The organism is Enterobacter sp. BIDMC 27 (genome assembly GCF_000534415.1).
Lineage (GTDB): Bacteria > Pseudomonadota > Gammaproteobacteria > Enterobacterales > Enterobacteriaceae > Enterobacter > Enterobacter hormaechei_C.
Window position 1 is genome coordinate 2,209,437 of record NZ_KI973178.1, and the last position, 19,753, is coordinate 2,229,189.

Genomic DNA, 19,753 nt, shown 5'->3' on the forward strand with positions numbered 1-19,753 from the left:
TGTTTTGTTGGTTCGGTGTTAAATTGATGTTTTAATTGTGTTTAAAGAGGGCGGATATAGCTATGAAAATAAACTCATCGTTATTTTCATGGCTATATTAAGGCTGGTATGTTTTTTATTTAAAATTAAAGTGAATACTTATTCAGATCATAAACCGATATCCGATACCGGTTTCTGTTAATAAATGACGAGGACGCGCGGGATCGGCTTCAAGTTTCTGGCGAAGGTGTCCCATATAAATGCGTAAATAGTGACTATGCTCGACAGCATTCGGTCCCCAGACCTGGCTTAACAGCTGTCGCTGCGTTAACACTTTTCCGTGGTTATTGAGCAGCACGGCCAGCAGACGAAATTCGATAGGCGTAAGGTGGATCTCTTCTTCCCCACGCACGATGCGGCGGGCGGCAAGATCGACGCGGATATCGCCAAAGGCGTACACCGGATCGGAAGGGGACGTGGCACTGTGTCGACGCAGCGCCACACGAAGCCGGGCCTGTAACTCGCCAATGCCAAACGGTTTGATCAGATAATCATCCGCTCCGGCATCCAGCGCGGCGATTTTATCCGTCTCTTCGGTGCGGGCAGAGAGCACCAGAATGGGCATCTGGCTCCACTGACGCACCTCACGAATAAAATCGATGCCGTCGCCATCCGGAAGTCCCAGATCCAGGATCACCAGATCTGGCTTGCGGGTGGCGGCTTCAATTAACCCCCGTTGAAGCGTACCGGCTTCATGCACGCGCAAGCCGTCGCCTTCCAGCGCGGTACGCAGAAATCGGCTGATAGCGAGCTCATCTTCAACAATCAGAACGTTAATCACAAATCCTCTGGTAATTCATCAAGTTCTGGTGGGGTTTCAAGAGGAAGTGTAACACAAAAGCGTGCCCCACCTTCCGGGCGGTTCTCTGCGGAAATGGTGCCACCATGCACGTCGACAATCGCCTGGCAGATCGCCAGACCCAGCCCAACGCCCGGAATGGCGGATTCCTTATTACCGCGCGCAAATTTTTCGAATATGGCGCGCTCCTGACCGGCCGGAATACCCGGCCCGTTATCCCAGACGTCGAGCCGCAGCACACGTTTATCCACCCTGGCAGCAATCCCCAGCCGGGCCTTTGTCCCGGCGTATTTAGCCGCGTTTTCCAGCAGATTAATCAGCACGCGCTCAAACAGCGGGCCATCCACATGGATTAACGTCAGGGGTTCCGGCATGTCCAGCTCAATATGGCGCCCGCCGAGACCCGGCTCCAGCATCTTCAGCGCACTGCCGACAACCTCCTCAAGGGTGAGCCACTCTTTTTTGAGGTTAAACCCGCCGGACTGAATGCGCGCCATGTCCAGCAGGTTGTTCACCAGGCGCGTGGTATTCAGCACGTGCTGGCGAATTTCGCTGGCCTGCATCGCGTGCTTTGATCCTTCCGCCGCCAGATCCAGCGTCAGAATTTCGGACTGGCCAAACAGTACGGTAAGCGGGGTCCGCAAATCGTGAGACAGCGCTGCCAGCAGCGAATTGCGAATACTTTCGCGCTCGCTTGCCAGCCGCGCCTGCTCTTCGCTGGCGGTGAGCGCCAGCCGTTCAAGGGCGCTGGCGACCAGCAGGGTGAAGGTTTCCAGCAGGCGCTGCTGCTCTGGGATCATCAGCTGACGCAGGTTAGACGGCTCGACGATGACCAGCCCGTGATTCTTATCCGCGCTGCGCAGCGGCAGGATCTGGTAAGGCACGCCGGGCAGCGTGTCGGTGCCGGCGCCGGCAGGTAACCCCTTATCGAAACTCCAGCGGGCAATCGCTTCATCCCAGGGCGTCATCCCCGTAGGGGAGGTCAGCGGGCGAAGGCGCCCCTGTTCGTCGGGGAGCAAAATCAGGTTACTGGCATGAAAGGTCGAACGAATAAACTGCTCGCTGGTCTGCACGATATCTCGCTGCGTGCGGCCAACCGCCAGCGATTTTGACATTTCATACAGATGGCGCGTGCGCTGCTCGCGATAGCGGGCAATGCGTGCCTGGTAGCGTACGCCTGCCGTCAGATTCCCGATCACCAGCCCGACGGTAAGCATCACGGCAAAAGTCAGAATGTACTGCACGTCCGAGACAGCAAGCGTCCCGCGCGGAGCGATAAAAAAAAGGTCGAAGCTGATGACGTTGATCACCGTTGCCAGCACCGACGGCCAGCGGCCATAAAAGAGCGCGACCACAACGACGCCGAGCAGATAAATCATGACCAGATTGGCGGCGTCGAAGGCGATGAGCCACTGGCTGGCAATCACCGTAATCAGGGCGCAAAGGACCACAGCCACCAGGCAGCCCCGGATCTGAATGCGCCATTTATCGCCAAAGGTGCGAGCGTCCGGCGTACGGTTGGGCAGGGAGGCGGGCTTGTCATCCAGCGCGACGATGACTAAATCAAGATCCGGCGCGCGGCGGGCCAGCCTGTCGGCAAAGGATTCGCGGCTAAACCAGCGGCGATGCTGGCGACGTCCAATCACAATCTTGCCCAGGTTGTGCTCGCGCGCGTAGCGCAGAATGGCTTTATCTTCCTGTGGATCGGAAAGGGTTGCGGTTTCGGCGCCCAGCTCCTGCGCCAGCCGCAGCGCGCTCAAAATGGCGCGACGCTGATTTTCCGGCAGGCCATGCAGCTGCGGCGTTTCGACGTAGACCGCATGCCAGACGCTGCCAAACTTCGCTGCAAGCCGGGCGGCGGTGCGAACCAGTTTTTCGTTGCCGCTGCCGTGACCAATGCATAACAGAATGGCGTCCCGCGTGTGCCAGACGCGCTCCTGCCCCTGAAGGTCCCGCCAGGCGCGCATCTGGTCATCAACGCGATCGGCGGTGCGGCGCAGGGCCAGCTCGCGCAGGGCAATCAGGTTTCCTTTGCGGAAAAAATGTTCGATGGCGCGTTCGGCCTGGCCGGCAATATACACTTTGCCTTCGTGCAGGCGCTGGCGCAGATCGTCCGGCGGCAGGTCAACCAGTACGACTTCATCGGCAGAATCAAAAAACGGATCGGGAACGGTTTCCCGCACCTGAATACCGGTTACGCCGCTCACCACGTCGTTCAGGCTTTCCAGATGCTGAACATTCACCGTGGTGAAGACGTCGATGCCAGCCTCAAGCAGCTCCTCAACATCCTGCCAGCGCTTCGGATGGCGCGAGCCTGGCGCGTTGCTGTGCGCCAGTTCGTCCATCAGGATCAGGGCAGGGCGGCGGGCGAGGGCGGCATCAAGATCAAACTCCGTGACCAGCCGCCCGCGATGGCTGATACGCTGGGGCGGCTGCGTCGCCAGCCCCGTCAGCAGCGCAGCCGTCTCTTTGCGACCGTGGGTTTCCACCACGCCGATGAGAATATCAAGCCCCTGCGCCCGAAGCCGCTGGGCTTCCGTCAGCATGGCGAAGGTTTTCCCGACGCCCGCGCAGGCGCCGAAGAAAATTTTCAGCTTGCCGCGGTGGGCTTCAGCCGTCTGTTCAAGCAGCCTGTCCGGATCCGGGCGCATGGGCTCGTCGGTCATTTAGTTCTTCCTTAGCGCGTCCAGCGCCAGATTCAGCTCAACAATGTTCACTACCGGCATGCCGATGAAGCTGACCAGCGGCTTTTGCGTATGTTCTGCAACCAGGTGGCTCACCTGCTCGACGGTCAGCTGACGGGCGGCTGCCACGCGTGGGATCTGCCACACCACCGCATCCGGCGTCAGGCTGTAATCCAGCCCGCTCGCGGAAGCGGTGATCAGCTCAACCGGCACCTCACGGCTGGCCTGCGGATTCGCGGCGCGCAGGGCGGCAACGCGTTCAGCAACGGCTTTGTCCAGGTCAGGATTACTGCCAGCCAGATTGCTGCCGCCGGAGGCCATTGGATTATACGGGCTTTCCGCAGTGGCGGAAGGGCGTCCCTGGAAGTAGCGCGGGTCCGTAAAGTTCTGCCCAATCAGACGCGAGCCGCGGTTTTCACCGTTCTGGATAATCAGGGAGCCGTTGGCCTGATCTTTAAACCACCACTGGCCCAGCGCGGTAGTCATCAGCGGGTAAAGCCCGCCGGTAATCAGAGACAGCAGAATAAACAACAGTATAGCGGGACGTAACATCGTCATTGGATCCACCTTTTAAACCAGCCCGAACAGCGTTAACAGCATGTCGATAACCTTGATCCCAATAAAGGGCACCACCAGCCCACCCAGACCGTAAATCCACAGGTTACGGCGCAGCATGGCGGCGGCCGTCAGCGGCTTATAGCTCACCCCTTTCAGCGCCAGCGGAATAAGAAAGACAATAATCAGCGCGTTGAAGATCACCGCGCTCAAAATGGCCGAGGCCGGAGAGTGCAGGTGCATCACGTTCAGGGCATTCAGCTGCGGGTAGGTTGCCGCAAAAGCCGCCGGAATGATGGCGAAATACTTCGCCACGTCGTTGGCGATACTGAACGTGGTCAGCGAGCCGCGCGTCATCAGCATCTGCTTCCCGATATGTACCACTTCGATCAGCTTGGTCGGGTTCGAGTCGAGATCCACCATGTTGCCCGCCTCTTTTGCCGCCTGGGTACCGGAGTTCATCGCCACCGCCACGTCGGCCTGCGCCAGCGCCGGGGCGTCGTTGGTGCCGTCGCCGGTCATCGCCACCAGACGGCCTTCCGCCTGATACTGGCGAATGAGTGCCAGCTTCGCTTCCGGCGTCGCTTCGGAAAGGAAATCATCCACGCCCGCTTCGGCGGCAATGGCCGCCGCAGTCAGACGGTTATCCCCGGTGATCATCACTGTTTTAATGCCCATCTTACGCATCTGGGCGAAACGCTCTTTAATACCGCCTTTAACGATATCCTTCAGGGCGATAACCCCCAGAACGCTTGCACCTTCCGCCACCACCAGCGGGGTTGCTCCCTGACGCGCCACGCTTTCCACCAGGTGGTCGACTTCCGGGGGGAAGTGTCCATTATTGGCTTCAATATGACGGCGAATGGCATCAACGGACCCTTTACGGATCATCCGGTCCTGAATGTTAATTCCGCTCATTCGGGTTTGCGCCGTAAAGGGCACGAACGTGGCGTGCAGGCTCTGAACGTCGCGCTGGCGCAGGTTAAAGCGCTGCTTGGCGAGGATCACGATACTGCGGCCTTCCGGCGTTTCATCGGCCAGCGAGGAAAGCTGCGCCGCGTCAGCCAGCGTTTTTTCATCCACGCCGGGAGCAGGTAGAAAGTCAGAGGCCTGACGATTGCCCAGGGTGATGGTCCCGGTTTTATCCAGCAGCAGCACGTCTACGTCACCCGCCGCTTCAACGGCGCGTCCGCTGGTGGCGATGACGTTCGCGCCCAGCATCCGGCTCATCCCCGCCACGCCAATCGCGGAAAGCAGGCCGCCGATAGTGGTGGGGATCAGACAGACGAGCAGGGCGATCAGTACGGTGATGCTAACCGCTGTACCGCCGTAGGCGGAGAAAGGCCACAGGGTCGCCGTTGCCAGCAGGAAAACAATGGTGAGCGCCACCAGCAGAATGGTCAGGGCGATCTCGTTCGGCGTTTTACGACGCTGTGCGCCTTCCACCATGGCGATCATCCGGTCGAGAAAGGTTTCGCCCGGGTTAACGCTGCACTGGATCACCAGCCAGTCGGAAAGAATGCGCGTTCCGCCGGTAACTGAGGCGAAATCTCCGCCCGACTCACGGATCACCGGTGCGGATTCCCCGGTAATGGCGCTTTCGTCTACCGACGCGCCGCCCTCAATCACCTCACCGTCGCAGGGGATGATGTCGCCAGCTTCCACCAGCACCACGTCACCTTTGCGCAGTTCATCCGCCGGAACGTGGTCCATCTGCGCGCCGTATTTAGGTTCGCGTAATTTGCGCGCAAAGGCGGTCTTTTTTACCCCTTTCAGGCTGTTGGCCTGTGCCTTACTGCGGCCTTCCGCTAACGCTTCGGCGAAGTTGGCGAACAGCACGGTAAACCACAGCCACAGGCTGATGGCGGCGGTAAAGGTTGCATTCCCTGAAAGGTGTCCCGTTCCCATGGCAATCGCCAGTGCGGTGGTGAGTAAACTTCCAGTCCAGACAATAAACATCACCGGGTTGTGCCACTGCACGCGCGGGCTCAGTTTTTTTACCGCATCCATGAGGGCCTGACGAACTAACGTCGGTTCGAGCAGGGCCAGTTGTTTACGACTCATGACAAATTCTCCGCAAAATCAGCGTAAAGAGAGATATTCCGCAACCGGGCCTAACGCGAGGGCGGGGATAAAGGTCAGGGCACCCACCAGCAAAACGGTGCCAATCAGCAGGCCGACGAACAGCGCGCCGTGAGTCGGTAACGTACCGGTGGTGGTCGGCTGGATCTTCTTATTCACCAGTGTTCCAGCGATCGCCATGACGGGAATAATCACGCCGAAACGTCCGATGAACATGCAGAACGCCAGCAAACAGTTCCAGAACGGCGAGTTGGCGCTTAATCCTGCAAAGGCGCTGCCGTTGTTGTTGGCGGCAGACGAAACGGCGTAAAGCACTTCGCTAAAGCCGTGAATGCCCGGGTTAAAGATGCCGTTGCGCCCGGCGTCGGTCATCAGCGCCAGCGCGGTACCGAGCAGCACAAGGGTGGGGGTGACCAGAATTGCCAGCGCGGTTAATTTCATTTCGCGGACGTCGATTTTTTTGCCGAGATACTCCGGCGTGCGACCGATCATTAGCCCGGCGATAAACACGGCGAGCAGAACGAACAACAGCATGCCGTACAGCCCCGAACCGACCCCACCGAAAACTACCTCGCCAATCTGCATCAGCCACATCGGGATCATGCCGCCGAGCGCGGTAAAAGAGTCGTGCATGGCGTTCACTGCCCCGCAGGAGGCCGCCGTGGTGACCACCGCATAGAGGCTGCTGGCAAGAATGCCGAAGCGGCTCTCTTTGCCTTCCAGGTTGATATTGCTGTTAGCCCCCAGCAGCATGAAGTGGCTGTTGCCGTTCCATTCGGCCCACATCACCAGTGCTACACAGACCACGAAGATCAACGACATCGCCCACAGCAGCGTACGTCCCTGGCGGCGATCGTTAACCACATCGCCAAAGGCGAAGCAGAGCGCGGCGGGGATCAGGAAGATCGCCAGCATCTGTACAAAATTGGTTAATGCCGTTGGGTTTTCAAACGGATGCGATGAGTTGGCGTTGAAGAAGCCGCCGCCGTTGGTGCCCAGCATCTTGATCGCTTCCTGCGACGCCACCGGCCCCATAGGAAGGAGTTCCCTGACCCCTTCAAGCGAGGTGTAAGGGGTATAAGGCAGCAGGTTTTGCAGAGTGCCTTGCTGAATAAAAAACAGGGCAATAATCAGCGCAACAGGCACCAGGATCCAAAGAGTGATGCGCGTGACATCAACCCAGGCGTTGCCGAGAGTGCTGACATTCTGACGGGCAAACGCGCGCGTCAGGGCGAAGATCACCGCGATACCGCTGGCCGCAGAAAGAAAGTTTTGCACGGTTAACCCGGCCATCTGGCTGAAGTAGCTGAGCGTGGTTTCACCGGCGTAAGACTGCCAGTTGGTGTTGGTGACAAAGCTGACCGCCGTGTTCAGCGCCAGATGCCAGGATAAACCCGGTAACTGCTGCGGGTTCAACGGCAGACTGCCCTGGAGCATCAGCAGCGTAAAGAGGGCAATAAGTCCCAGGATATTCAGAAGCAGTATCGCCATCAGGTACTGGCGCCAGTTCATTTCCCGGTCGCTGATACCTGAAATGCGCCAGAGCACGTTTTCAATATTTCGCGTGCCAGGCAATGGCACGTTGTTTATCAGCCGCGCCAGCGCTGTTCCCAGCGGCCTGGCGAGCACAAACAGTACCAGTAAAAAGCTGGCAATAAGCAAAAACGCCTGAGCAGCCATCAGAATGCCTCCGCATTAATCAGGGCATAAATCAGATAACCCAATAACAGGAACACCAGCACGATGCCGGCAATCAGACCTGCACTCACAATCCACCTCCGGGTGACTTTTGTTGTTGTACAAACGGTAGGATTTATGGCGCAAAGATTTCGCAAAAATCAGAAGGGCAGGTGTAAAAAAAGTATAAAAAGGGAAAGACCACAATTTAACTATTGTTAAGTAAATCGTTAACTTTTTTGTAACTTAATTACAGGCGGGAATGTAAATATTCACGAAATGAATGAAAATAAGTGGTCGGATGAGTAGTAAAATTACAAACAAAGCGGTATTATTTTAACCAGGTCACAGATTTCACATTTTCCGGAGACGGTTTCCGGCCAACTACAGGGGAGAAAATTATGGATCTTTATAAAGAGTTTCCGGCTCATATCATTTTCATGCGTCGCACTTTCGCCGTAGTGGCTGGCGTGCTGGCCCTGCCGGTGATGCTGTTCTGGAAAGATCGCGCACGTTTCTACAGTTACCTGCACCGCGTCTGGGCGAAAACCAGCGAGAAGCCGGTGTGGATGGATCAGGCCGAGAAAGCGACCTGCGATTTCTACTGATACGGTGTGACATCGTAGCCATAAAAAAACCGCCTACAGCAATGTGGCGGTTTTTTTGTCCCTCGGGATTCGCGGTCCGTTGGGTAATCTTGCAGCCCCTACCCGGGATTTTTATCATACCCTTCTTTAAAAAGTTCACAATCCACTTCACCTTTATAAATTCCTAATTTTACTGAAATAACTTACTTTTGGTGTTGGTGCTAATTATTATGCCACGTCCCTTTCCGCCATCTCGCAAATGGGCATCGGTCCTGGGAAAGGTGTATCCATAGCCGTAAAGCAGCCCACCTACCCGGGCTTGTGTCCACCGATTTATCACCGGTGGTGATAGGTGGAGCGGTTAGCAGCAGGGACCGCATAGTGAAACGCTATTTATGCATCGCGTTCATTGTCGCCAGCGCACTCGTTGTAAAGAGTGATAAACCGGATGTGTTTATTGCCTTTACCCTGATAGCGCAGGACAAGTAGCGTTAAGGCCGCCTTGGGCGGCCTTTTTTATTTCATCCCGTCTACACTTCATGGCAAAGTAGTTCAAAGCGTGCCTTTTTCCTTTTACGGCATGCCCTTACGGACATAATGGACAATTGCCAGGAGTTTTATGCCCACCCATCTGGTTTGGTTTCGCGCGGATTTACGCATTCACGACAACTTCGCTCTCGCGGCGGCCTGCCGCGCTAAAGACGCGAATGTGCTGGCACTGTTTATCGCCACGCCTGAACAGTGGCGGCAGCATGACATGGCGCCCCGGCAAGTGGCACTACTCAGCGCGTATCTGAATGACCTGCAACATTCACTGGCTGAAAAAGGCATTCCGCTGATCTATAAAGAGGCCCATGATTTCGCCGCGCAGCGCCAGACGGTGCAGGCAATCTGCCAGCAGCACGCAGTAACGCATCTTTATTACAACTATCAGTATGAATTCAACGAGCAACAGCGGGATCGTCAGCTGGAGAAAACCCTTGCGGGCGTGGTCTGTGAAGGCTTTGATGACAGCGTGATGCTCGCGCCGGGCAGCGTAATGACCGGTAACCACGAGATGTATAAAGTTTTCACGCCGTTTAAAAATGCCTTTATCAAACGCCTGAAAGAGGGACTACCTGAGTGCGTTACCGCCCCGACCGTGAGAGGGGAAACGATAACGGATCTGCCGGCGATCAGGCTGAATTATCCCCAGCAGTCGTTCGATGAAACACTATTCCCCGCCAGTGAGAAAGCAGCTATTGCCCGGTTGCGTCAGTTCTGCACGCAGGGGGCGGCGGAGTACGAGGCGCGACGGGATTTTCCAGCGACTGAAGGCACCAGCCGCTTGTCGGCCTGTTTAGCGCTGGGCGCGCTCTCTCCGCGCCAGTGTTTACATCGCCTGCTGGCGGAACAGCCTCAGGCCTTAGACGGGGGGGCGGGCGCAGTGTGGCTGAACGAACTGATCTGGCGTGAGTTTTATCGCCATCTGATGACGTATCATCCTGATTTGTGTAAACATCGGCCCTTTATTCGCTGGACCGAACAGGTACAGTGGCAGTCGAATGAGAAGCTGCTTAAAGCATGGCAGCGTGGGCTCACCGGCTTCCCGATTGTTGATGCGGCTATGCGGCAGCTCAATGAAACCGGGTGGATGCATAACCGTCTGCGTATGATTACCGCCAGCTTCCTGGTGAAGGATCTGCTTATCGACTGGCGAACCGGAGAGCGTTATTTTATCTCTCAGCTGATCGATGGCGATCTGGCGGCGAATAACGGCGGCTGGCAGTGGGCGGCCTCCACCGGAACGGATGCGGCTCCCTATTTTCGGATCTTCAATCCGACCACGCAGGGACAACGATTTGACGCCGACGGCGAGTTTATCCGTCGCTGGCTGCCGGAGCTTAAGGATGTCCCGGCCAAAGCCATTCATGAACCCTGGGTATGGGCGGATAAACAGCGTGTTACCCTGAACTATCCCCGTCCCATTGTCGACCATAAACAGGCGCGCGTCGCCACGCTGGCGGCGTACGAAGCCGCCCGAAAAGTTTGAGAGAATGATGATGAAAAACAGTGAACTGGAACGCCTGATTAACGAAAAACTCAACACGGCTTCGTTTAGCGACTACGGCCCGAATGGCTTGCAGGTGGAGGGGCGCGAGGCGGTGCAAAAAATCATCACCGGCGTAACGGCAAGCCAGGCGCTGCTGGATGAGGCGGTGCGTCAGGAAGCCGATGCGGTGATTGTCCACCACGGTTATTTCTGGAAAAACGAATCACCGATTATTCGCGGCATGAAGCGCAACCGACTCAAAACGCTGCTGGCGAATGACATCAACCTGTACGGCTATCACCTGCCGCTCGATGCGCATCCTGAACTGGGAAATAACGTTCAGCTTGCGCAGCTGCTGGGGATTACCGTGATGGGCGAAATTGAACCCCTGGTGCCGTGGGGCGAACTGTCGATGCCGGTTCCGGGTCTGGAGCTGGCTTCGTGGATCGAAGCGCGCCTGGGGCGTCGTCCGCTGTGGTGCGGCGACACCGGGCCGGATACCGTGAAGCGCGTGGCATGGTGCACCGGCGGCGGTCAGGGCTTTATTGACAGCGCGGCGCGTTTTGGTGTCGACGCCTTCATTACCGGCGAAGTCTCCGAGCAGACCATTCACTCAGCCCGTGAACAAGGCCTGCATTTTTACGCGGCGGGCCATCACGCCACCGAGCGTGGCGGCATCCGCGCCCTCAGCGAGTGGCTGACGGAAAATACCGATCTGGATGTGACGTTTATTGATATCCCTAATCCGGCCTGATGAGAGGTAGTTAAGTGCAGCGAGCGCGTTGTTATCTTCTGGGTGAAACCGCGGTAGTTCTGGAGCTTGAGCCTCCGGTGACGCTTGCTACGCAAAAGCGTATCTGGCGTCTGGCTCAGCGACTGCCCGAGCTACCCGGCGTGGTTGAAGCTATTCCGGGTATGAATAATATCACCGTGGTGCTGCGTGATCCGCACACGGGGGCGCTGGATGCCATTGAGCGTCTGCAACGCTGGTGGGAGGAGAGCGAGGCGCTGGAGCCGGAATCGCGGACGATTGAGATCCCGGTTGTCTATGGCGGCAAGGGAGGTCCCGACCTTGGCGTGGTGGCCGAACACTGTGGATTAACGGAGAAGCAGGTTGTGGAGCTGCATAGCTCAGTCGACTATGTTGTCTGGTTTTTGGGATTTCAGCCGGGTTTCCCCTATCTGGGCGGGTTATCGCCCCAGCTGCATACGCCGCGCCGGGCTGAGCCGCGCCTGAGCGTACCGGCGGGCAGCGTGGCGATTGGTGGCGAGCAAACGGGAATTTATCCGCTCGCCTCACCGGGAGGCTGGCAGCTGATTGGGCATACGTCCACGCCGTTATTTGAACCAGGCCAGGACGCGCCCATACTCCTGCGTCCGGGGGATACCCTGCGCTTTATCCCGCAGAAGGAGGGGGTATGTTAACGCTTATTCGCGCAGGGCTTTACACCTCGGTACAGGATGCCGGGCGTTTTGGGTTGCGTCAGTCGGGCGTAAGCTACTGCGGTGCGCTCGATCGCCCTTCGCTGGAGATTGCCAACCTGCTGGTAGGTAACGCAGGCAGCACGGCGGCGTTAGAAATTACGCTGGGTCAGTGCGTGATTGAGTTTGGTCAGGAAACCTGGTTTGCCTTAACCGGCGCGGGCTGTGACGCGATGCTGGACGGCAAAGCGTTGTGGACCGGCTGGCGCCTGCGGGCGAAGGCCGGGCAGCGTCTGACGCTCAAGCGTCCTCTGCACGGCGTGCGCAGCTATCTTGCGGTGGCGGGGGGGATCGACGTGCCGGAGGTGTTGGGCTCATCCAGCACCGACCAGAAAGCGGGAATGGGCGGCCATGAAGGACGGCTGCTGCGTGACGGCGATCGTCTGCGGATAAAGACCTCAAAGCGCCATTTCACCACCACGCAGGGCGTGAAACAGCTGCTGTGGGGGAACGTGATCCGCGCCTTACCAGGACCGGAATACCATGAGTTTGATGAAGCCGCGAAAGAGTCTTTCTGGCGCTCGCCGTGGAAGATCAGCCCGCAGAGTAACCGCATGGGTTACCGGCTTCAGGGGCAGCCGCTGACCCGCACGACTGACCGGGAACTGCTTTCCCATGGTCTGTTGCCCGGGGTGATTCAGGTGCCGGGCAACGGGCAGCCCATCGTACTGATGAACGATGCGCAAACCACGGGGGGATATCCGCGTATTGCCTGCATTATCGAAGCGGATCGCTACCATCTGGCGCAAATTCCTCTCGGTCAGCCCATTCATTTTGTGCAGTGTTCGCTGGAGGAGGCGCTGAAAGCCCGGCAGGATCAGCAGCGTTATCTCGAACAGCTGGCGTGGAGGCTCGATGGTAAAGATTGATTTAAACGCCGATCTGGGGGAGGGCAGCAACGCCGATGCGGTGCTGATGACGCTGGTCTCCTCGGTGAATATCGCCTGCGGGTTTCATGCCGGCGATGCGCAGACCATGCTGGCAAGCGTGCGCAATGCCATGAAAAACGGCGTGGCGATTGGCGCTCACCCCAGCTTTCCCGACCGGGAAAACTTTGGTCGCACAGCGATGGATCTGCCGCCTGAGACGGTTTACGCGCAAATGCTCTACCAGATCGGCGCGCTGGAGGCGATAGTGCGCGCTGAGAATGGCGTGTTGCGCCACGTCAAGCCGCACGGCATGCTCTATAACCAGGCGGCGAAAGATCCGGTGTTGGCGGATGCCATTGCCCGTGCGGTGCGGGACTGTAATCCGCAACTGATTCTGGTAGGCCTGGCGGGCAGCGAGCTTATTCGTGCCGGAGAACGGCTGGGGCTGACTACGCGGCAGGAAGTGTTTGCCGATCGGGGATACCTGCCGGACGGTAGCCTTGTTCCGCGTACGCAGGCCGGTGCGCTGATCACCGACGAAGGTAAAGCACTGGCGCAGACGCTGGAGATGGTGCGCTTCGGGCGAGTAACCTCAACGGAGGGGACAACGGCAAACGTTCAGGCTGATACGGTGTGCTTACACGGTGACGGCGAGCATGCGCTCCAGTTTGCGCGACGCCTGCGGGCGGCGTTCTCGGAAGAGGGCATTGTTGTCAGCGCAGAATAATCATGAAAGGACAATAACATGCCAGAAGGTCCGGAGATCCGCCGCGCGGCGGATAGCCTGGAGGCGGCAATAAAGGGCAAACCTCTGACACACGTCTGGTTTGCCTTTCCTCAACTCAAGCCGTTTGAATCGCAGCTGGTGGGGCAGACGGTGACCCACATTGAAACGCGCGGCAAGGCGTTACTCACCCACTTTTCCCATAACCTGACGTTATACAGCCATAATCAGCTTTACGGTGTCTGGCGGGTGGTGGAGGCGGACGAGCAGCCGCAAACGACCCGCGTGCTGCGCGTGCGGCTACAAACGGCGGATAAGGCGATCCTGCTTTACAGCGCCTCTGATATCGAAATGTTAACGCCGGAGCAGCTGCTGACGCATCCGTTCTTACAGCGGGTCGGGCCGGACGTGCTCGACATGCGTCTGACGGCAAGCGATGTGAAAGCCCGGTTGTTATCCCCCACATTCCGCAACCGGCAGTTTTCCGGGCTATTGCTCGATCAGGCATTTCTGGCGGGGCTGGGAAACTACCTGCGGGTGGAGATCCTCTGGGAAGTGGGGCTGGCGCCGCGTCACAAAGCGTCGCAGCTGAGCGATGAACAGCTGGAGGCGCTGTCGCACGCGTTACTGGATATTCCACGGCTGTCGTACAACACGCGCGGCGTGGTGGATGAGAACAAGCATCACGGGGCGCTGTTCCGCTTCAAGGTGTTTCATCGGGCAGGTAAAAAGTGTGAGCGGTGCGGCGGGGTGATTGAGAAGGCGACGATCTCTTCCAGGCCGTTTTACTGGTGTCCGAACTGTCAGAGATGACGTCATGGTGTAGCGTAGGTTTTGCGATACTGTAGGGGCGTTTTCCCCATATTTTTACGAAAGCAGGTAATAAACCAGGCGTATTCGGAGAAGCCAACCTGTGCGGCAATCTCCCGTACCGTAGCGTTGCTGTGCAGTAATAATTCGCACGCCTGGCGGATGCGCCTCATCGTCAAATATTCCTGAATCGTCCCGCCGGTTTCATCGTGGAACCGGCGGGATGCATGTCCTCGGGAACAACCCATGGCTCTGGCGATCTCTTCCAGCGTACAGCGCTGATGAAAGCGGGTTTCGAGCCAGCGGATAATATTCGCCGAAAAGGTATTCTGCCCGGTGGCCTGCTCCTGCCAGGGTAACAGGCTGATCAACTGCATCACCAGAAATGCGCTGTCACTGATGCTGAATGTTTCACTTTTCATCAGGGCTTCAAAGCGATCCAGTACGTTCTCAATGACGGGTTGTACATCGTGCACATCAAAGACCCGGGCTTTTTCTCCGCGACCACACAACTGGCGAAGCAGTTTTCGCTGACGGGGGAAATCACGCAGATAGTGGTCAATCACTGAGCCGTTAAAGTGCAGCGTCGTGCGGTGGTAGATATTGCGTGCGTCCTGCTCGACGTAAACTTTGTGAAGTTTCCCCGGTGGGAAAATAAAGATCCGCCCGGGTTTAACGGTATATTGCTGATGCTCCATCAACGCGATCCCAACCCCCTGGGACACCGATAAAATTTCCACACATTGATGCCAATGATAGTAATTCGCTGGCATATCTTTCATGCGGTTAAAGTAGATCGACCTGTCTGTGAGATTGATATGTTCCAGATAACTGTTGTCTTCGGAACGCTGCATGGTAGCCCCTGGCTGCCTCGGAGAGGATGTGAACAAACTTAAACTTTTATCATCTTAACCAAATTTTACCGCCAAAATTCCAGCCAATATTGCTCTCAATAAACTGCGCTGTTTGAAAATACGACAATTATCACATTTGTCTGCGTCTCTGACTCCTTATGATGCCCCGAAATCATCAAATGAAACGAGGTTTCATTATGCAGGTAAGGAACGATTATTGCCAACTCGCAGAGGGTTGGATTGCCGCTGCTGTGCCCCATCTGACCCGGGAAAATACCCGTTTGCACATTGGGGAAACGGCAGCTCACTATACAGACGATATCGCGGGTATTGAGGGCTTTGCACGCCTGATGTGGGCGCTTGCGCCGCTGTTGAGCGGCGGCGAAGCGGAAGGGTATAGGGAAATATTTTTACAGGGCATCCGTAGTGGTTGCGACCCTCAGCATCCAGACTACTGGGGCGATCTGTCTGACAACGACCAACGCTGTGTCGAAATGGCGGCGTTTGGCCTGGCGCTGGCGCTACCTGACACCGGGATCTGGCAGGCGCTTTCGGCTACTGAACAGGACAATCTGGAACGCTGGCTGCGCCAGAGTGCCGAAATAACCATCCCCGATAATAACTGGCATTTTTTCCCGGTCCTGGTTCAGGTTGGACTGAAACGGGTAGGGCGCCATTACGATATGATGGTGATTGATAAGCATCTGAACGCGGTTGAACCCTTCTGGCTGGGTAACGGATGGTATTCCGACGGCGCCGGAAAGCCACGCGATTACTACATTTCCAGCGGTTTTCATTTTTACAGCCTGTTGTATAGCCACTTTATGCAGGATGTCGATCCGTCGCGTTGTCTCTGTTATCGCCAGCGGGCGCATCAGTTCGCGGGCGACTACCTCCACTATTTCACCTGCGACGGCAATGCCATCCCCTTTGGCCGTAGCTTGACCTACCGCTTTGTGCAGGCCGCATTCTGGAGCGCAGTGGCCTATACCGGGCTGGATGTTTTCTCGCCAGGGGTCGTCAAAGGCCTGATCCTTCGCCATCTTGACTGGTGGATGGCGCAGCCCTTTATGGATAATGACGGCTTATTTACCCTGGGTTATACCTATCCGAACCTGGTGATGACGGAAGATTACAATAGCCCGTGCTCACCCTGGTGGGCATGCAAAACATTATTGATTCTTGCATTACCGGATGATAGCCCGTTCTGGCAGGCTGAGGCCGCACCGCTGCCAGCGCGGGAAAATATTCATCAGATAAAAGAGGCCGGGCAAATCATCGTACATGCCGACGAAAACCGGCACGCATGGATGCTGATGTCGGGTCAGTACGATCGTAATAACTTCGTCAATTTCGAGGCGAAATACAGCAAGTTTGCCTATTCCAGCCATTTTGGATTCACGCTTACGCGGGGAAATGACGCCCTGAATCATGCGGCATGCGATTCGATGCTGATATTCAGTGAGCAGGACAACTACTGGCGCGGACGTCGCGAGTGCACCTCTGTCGACATGACTGACGCCTGGCTCCGCAGCACCTGGCAACCCTGGCCGGATGTATTTGTCACGACCTGGCTTATCCCGCATCAACAGGGGCACATCCGACTCCACCGGGTTGAAACCCAGCGCGCGCTCGACAGCGTCGAGGGTGGATTCGCCATCAATCGTCATTTACTCGCGGAAACAAGTAAAGCTTCTCATGAGGTAGCCCTGAACACCTTGTCCGGGTGTAGCCAGATTGTGGATCTGCTCTGCGAGCGTCACGCGCTGACCGTCACGACGGCTCCCAACAGCCACATTCTCCATGCTGCACCGGGCGAGATCCCCTGCCTGGGCGCCGTGCTTGAACCCGGTACGCACTGGCTGGCGTGTGCCGTAACGGCCACGATGGCCTCTGTCCTGCCGCCACCGATGACGCTGGCCTTCGATCGCCTGAGCCAGGTTCTCACGCTGAACACGAAAACCCTACACATACAATAGCTGGCGCACCTGGCGTGCGTGCGGAGAAAGATAACCATGAACCCTGTTCAATCAACACGTTCGGCTTATATCAAACTAAGCCTCTTCGTTTTTCTGTTTACCTTTACCTGGGCTGCAAGTTTTGGGCTTTATGCCATCTGGCTGGGGGATAAAGCCGGACTTGATGGCATAGAAATTGGCACCGTGTTCGCCGTTAACGGCGTTTTTGCTGTCATTTTTAAGCCTATTTATGGCTATATCATGGACAAAATGGGCATGAAAAAACATCTGCTTTACTTTGTCTGCGCCGTTTCAGCATTGATGGCTCCCTTTTTTATCTGGTGCTATCTGCCGCTGCTGGAGACTCATTTTGTCAGCGGCATGATCGTCGGCGCCTTGTTTTTCAGTCTTGGATGGTACGCAGGCGTTGCGGCCGAAGAGTCTTATGTCGATCGTTTCAGCCGTTTATACGATATGGAGTTTGGCCGTATCCGCATGTGGGCCGCACTGGGATGGGCGTCGGCCTCCTCATTTTCCGGTTACCTCTATAACATCTCGCCAAAAATTAACTTTGTTATCAGTAGCGCTTCCGCACTGTGCATGCTTGCGGTGCTGCTGACGCTCAAAGTCGATCATTTCGGTCAGGAAGAGAATAACGTTCTGTCGAAAGAAAAAATTGTGATTGGCGATGTATATAACCTGCTACGTAACAAAAAATTCTGGACCTTTGCGCTCTACATCGCCGGCGTGGCATGGATGATGTTTATCGCTGAACAACAGTTTTCACGCTACTTCGTCACCTTCTTCAGCACAAAAGAAGAGGGGAATGCCATGTTTGGTTATATGAGTACAACGCAATCTGCGACGGAGTTTTTCGGCATGATGTTAGTGCCTGCCCTCATAAATCGCATTGGAGCAAAACAGGGGTTATTGCTCACCGGACTGGTGATCAGCCTGCGATTAATTGTTTCCGGGCTGACAAACGATCCGGTCATTATCTGCCTTATCAAACCCCTGTACGGGATCGAAATCGCCCTGATTCTGGTCTCGGTCTTTAAGTACATTGCCGAACATTTTGATAAGCGTGTCAACGCCACGATGTATCTGCTGGGGTATCAGGCGATGATCTATGTGGGATCAATCGTTGTTGCGCCTCCGGCCGGCTATGCCTACCAGACAATTGGGTTTGAACACACCTATCTGGTTATGGGGCTGATAGCACTGGTGTTTACGGGGATTTCTGCTTTTACCCTCTCCGCGTGTTACCAGCATAAAAAGGTCCCGGACCTTCCGTCACCGGGTCAGGAAGCCCTTCACTGAAGCAACGAGAACGAGAGAATGATGTCTGAGAATATACGTAAGGAACCGATTGTCCCTGTTATGCTTCGCCATGGTGAGCGCGCGGCGATTGCAACGAAAATCCGTGATGCCATGCCGCTTATCGCCAGCGCGGTTGAACGGAACATGACCTGGTTCGGACAGCGCTTTCCCGATGCGGCCTGCCGTAACGGTCAGTATCCGGTGATTGATAATCAGGAATGGACGACCGGTTTCTGGACCGGGCAGCTGTGGCTCGCCTGGGAGTGGACCGGGGAAGCGAGCTATCGCACATTAGCCGAACAGCACGTCCGCTCATTTGGCGAGCGGATTGCCAAACGAGATTGTACTAACCACCACGATCTGGGGTTCTTATACAGTCTTTCCTGTATCGCAGGCAGCAAACTAACGGGCGATAGAGAGGCAAAATACATCGCCCTACAGGCTGCTGAATTGTTAATGGAGCGCTACCATCACCGCTGCGGCATTATTCAGGCGTGGGGAGAGCTGGATAACCCTGAGCAGCAGGGAAGAATGATCATCGACTGCAATATGAATTTGCCGCTGTTATATCAGGCCAGCCTTGCCACCGGGGAGCCACGCTATGCTGAAGCGGCGAAAAGGCATATTGAACAGGCCCGACGCTATATCGTTCGTGAAGATGGTTCTACATTCCATACGTACTATATGGATGTCAGAACCGGTGAGCCACGGTTTGGCAATACCCATCAGGGGTTCTCTGATGATTCCTGCTGGTCGCGCGGGCAGGCCTGGGGCGTGTATGGTTTTCTGCTTAATTATCTCTACACCGGTGATAAAAAGCTGCTGGCGCTGAGCCAGACCCTGGCAAACTACTTTATCAACCGGCTGCCGGACGATCTTATTTGCTATTGGGATTTGGCGTTAACCGACCCGAATAGTGAGCGAGACAGTTCTGCCAGCGCCATTCTCGCTTGTGCACTGCTGGAGCTGGTGAAACAGCTACCGGTGACCCATCCTGATCGTGAAAGCTATGAGGCGCTAGGGTTAAAAATCATTGAAAGCATGATCGATCGCTATTTCAATCTGACGCATCAGCAGGGGGAAGGACTTCTCAACCATTCTGTTTATCATTTTAAAGGTAACGTTGGCGTAAATGAATGCTGTGCCTGGGGAGATTATTTCCTGATGGAAGCCATCGCGCGGGCAACGTCGTCATGGAATAGTTACTGGTAATATCTCGCTCTCCCTGTTCTCTAAATTATGTCTTTAATCAGGCAGGGGAGCGCTTATCTCTGTAATGGC

The 19,753-nt window shown here is 56.2% G+C and carries 17 protein-coding genes; 10 read left to right on the plus strand and 7 right to left on the minus strand.

Annotated features, from left to right (window positions below):
* Positions 1-142: 142 nt before the first annotated feature.
* Genes kdpE through kdpF form a run of 6 tightly spaced genes read right to left on the minus strand, consistent with a single transcriptional unit; the run spans position 143 to position 7,928 of the window.
* Positions 143-820 (minus strand): two-component system response regulator KdpE, encoded by a 678-nt coding sequence (gene kdpE, locus L463_RS12175; RefSeq protein ID WP_003858643.1) that lies wholly within the window; start codon positions 818-820, stop codon positions 143-145.
* A complete protein-coding gene (kdpD, locus tag L463_RS12170; RefSeq protein WP_032673165.1) occupies positions 817-3,504 on the minus strand; it encodes a two-component system sensor histidine kinase KdpD in 2,688 nt (895 codons plus the stop codon). The genes kdpE and kdpD overlap by 4 nt, the downstream gene beginning before the upstream one ends.
* A complete protein-coding gene (gene kdpC / locus L463_RS12165; protein ID WP_032102594.1) occupies positions 3,505-4,080 on the minus strand; it encodes a potassium-transporting ATPase subunit KdpC in 576 nt (191 codons plus the stop codon).
* 12 nt (positions 4,081-4,092) lie between these two features.
* The gene (kdpB, locus tag L463_RS12160) at positions 4,093-6,141 is read right to left on the minus strand and encodes a potassium-transporting ATPase subunit KdpB (protein WP_023296126.1); all 2,049 of its coding nucleotides are present in this window, start codon (positions 6,139-6,141) and stop codon (positions 4,093-4,095) included.
* 18 nt (positions 6,142-6,159) lie between these two features.
* Positions 6,160-7,839 carry a potassium-transporting ATPase subunit KdpA gene (gene kdpA / locus L463_RS12155; RefSeq protein WP_032102596.1) on the minus strand — a complete coding sequence of 560 codons (1,680 nt, stop codon included), beginning with the start codon at positions 7,837-7,839 and terminating at the stop codon, positions 6,160-6,162.
* Complete coding sequence (gene kdpF, locus L463_RS23500; protein WP_003858638.1) at positions 7,839-7,928, minus strand: K(+)-transporting ATPase subunit F; 90 nt, start codon at positions 7,926-7,928, stop codon at positions 7,839-7,841. Before kdpF ends, kdpA begins: the two co-directional genes overlap by 1 nt.
* A 309-nt stretch (positions 7,929-8,237) precedes the next feature.
* On the opposite strand from kdpF, the gene L463_RS12150 reads away from it, so the two are divergent.
* The 7 genes from L463_RS12150 (at position 8,238) to nei (ending at position 14,343) form a co-directional block, all read left to right on the plus strand.
* Complete coding sequence (locus tag L463_RS12150) at positions 8,238-8,444, plus strand: YbfA family protein (protein ID WP_003858637.1); 207 nt, start codon at positions 8,238-8,240, stop codon at positions 8,442-8,444.
* Positions 8,445-9,042: 598 nt separating this feature from the next.
* The gene (phrB, locus tag L463_RS12145) at positions 9,043-10,455 is read left to right on the plus strand and encodes a deoxyribodipyrimidine photo-lyase (RefSeq protein ID WP_023296128.1); all 1,413 of its coding nucleotides are present in this window, start codon (positions 9,043-9,045) and stop codon (positions 10,453-10,455) included.
* Positions 10,456-10,465: 10 nt separating this feature from the next.
* Complete coding sequence (locus L463_RS12140) at positions 10,466-11,209, plus strand: type 2 GTP cyclohydrolase I (protein ID WP_026094364.1); 744 nt, start codon at positions 10,466-10,468, stop codon at positions 11,207-11,209.
* A 14-nt stretch (positions 11,210-11,223) separates the two neighbouring features.
* Positions 11,224-11,880 (plus strand): 5-oxoprolinase subunit PxpB, encoded by a 657-nt coding sequence (pxpB, locus tag L463_RS12135; RefSeq protein ID WP_003858633.1) that lies wholly within the window; start codon positions 11,224-11,226, stop codon positions 11,878-11,880.
* Entirely contained in the window at positions 11,874-12,806 is a 933-nt protein-coding gene (gene pxpC, locus L463_RS12130; protein WP_032102598.1) for a 5-oxoprolinase subunit PxpC, read from the plus strand. Before pxpB ends, pxpC begins: the two co-directional genes overlap by 7 nt.
* Positions 12,793-13,533, plus strand: a complete 741-nt coding sequence (pxpA, locus tag L463_RS12125) for a 5-oxoprolinase subunit PxpA (protein WP_017694139.1) — start codon at positions 12,793-12,795, stop codon at positions 13,531-13,533. The genes pxpC and pxpA overlap by 14 nt, the downstream gene beginning before the upstream one ends.
* Positions 13,534-13,551: 18 nt before the next feature.
* Positions 13,552-14,343 carry an endonuclease VIII gene (nei, locus tag L463_RS12120; protein WP_032102599.1) on the plus strand — a complete coding sequence of 264 codons (792 nt, stop codon included), beginning with the start codon at positions 13,552-13,554 and terminating at the stop codon, positions 14,341-14,343.
* A 2-nt stretch (positions 14,344-14,345) separates the two neighbouring features.
* On the opposite strand, the gene L463_RS12115 is transcribed toward nei, so the two are convergent.
* A complete protein-coding gene (locus L463_RS12115) occupies positions 14,346-15,194 on the minus strand; it encodes an AraC family transcriptional regulator (protein WP_032102600.1) in 849 nt (282 codons plus the stop codon).
* A gap of 197 nt (positions 15,195-15,391) precedes the next feature.
* On the opposite strand from L463_RS12115, the gene L463_RS12110 reads away from it, so the two are divergent.
* Genes L463_RS12110 through L463_RS12100 form a run of 3 tightly spaced genes read left to right on the plus strand, consistent with a single transcriptional unit; the run spans position 15,392 to position 19,684 of the window.
* Positions 15,392-17,173, plus strand: coding sequence for a DUF2264 domain-containing protein (locus L463_RS12110; protein WP_164722124.1), 1,782 nt, complete (start codon positions 15,392-15,394; stop codon positions 17,171-17,173).
* 36 nt (positions 17,174-17,209) lie between these two features.
* Positions 17,210-18,472 carry an oligosaccharide MFS transporter gene (locus tag L463_RS12105; RefSeq protein ID WP_032102601.1) on the plus strand — a complete coding sequence of 421 codons (1,263 nt, stop codon included), beginning with the start codon at positions 17,210-17,212 and terminating at the stop codon, positions 18,470-18,472.
* A gap of 21 nt (positions 18,473-18,493) precedes the next feature.
* Positions 18,494-19,684 (plus strand): glycoside hydrolase family 88 protein, encoded by a 1,191-nt coding sequence (locus L463_RS12100; RefSeq protein WP_032102685.1) that lies wholly within the window; start codon positions 18,494-18,496, stop codon positions 19,682-19,684.
* Positions 19,685-19,753: the final 69 nt, after the last annotated feature.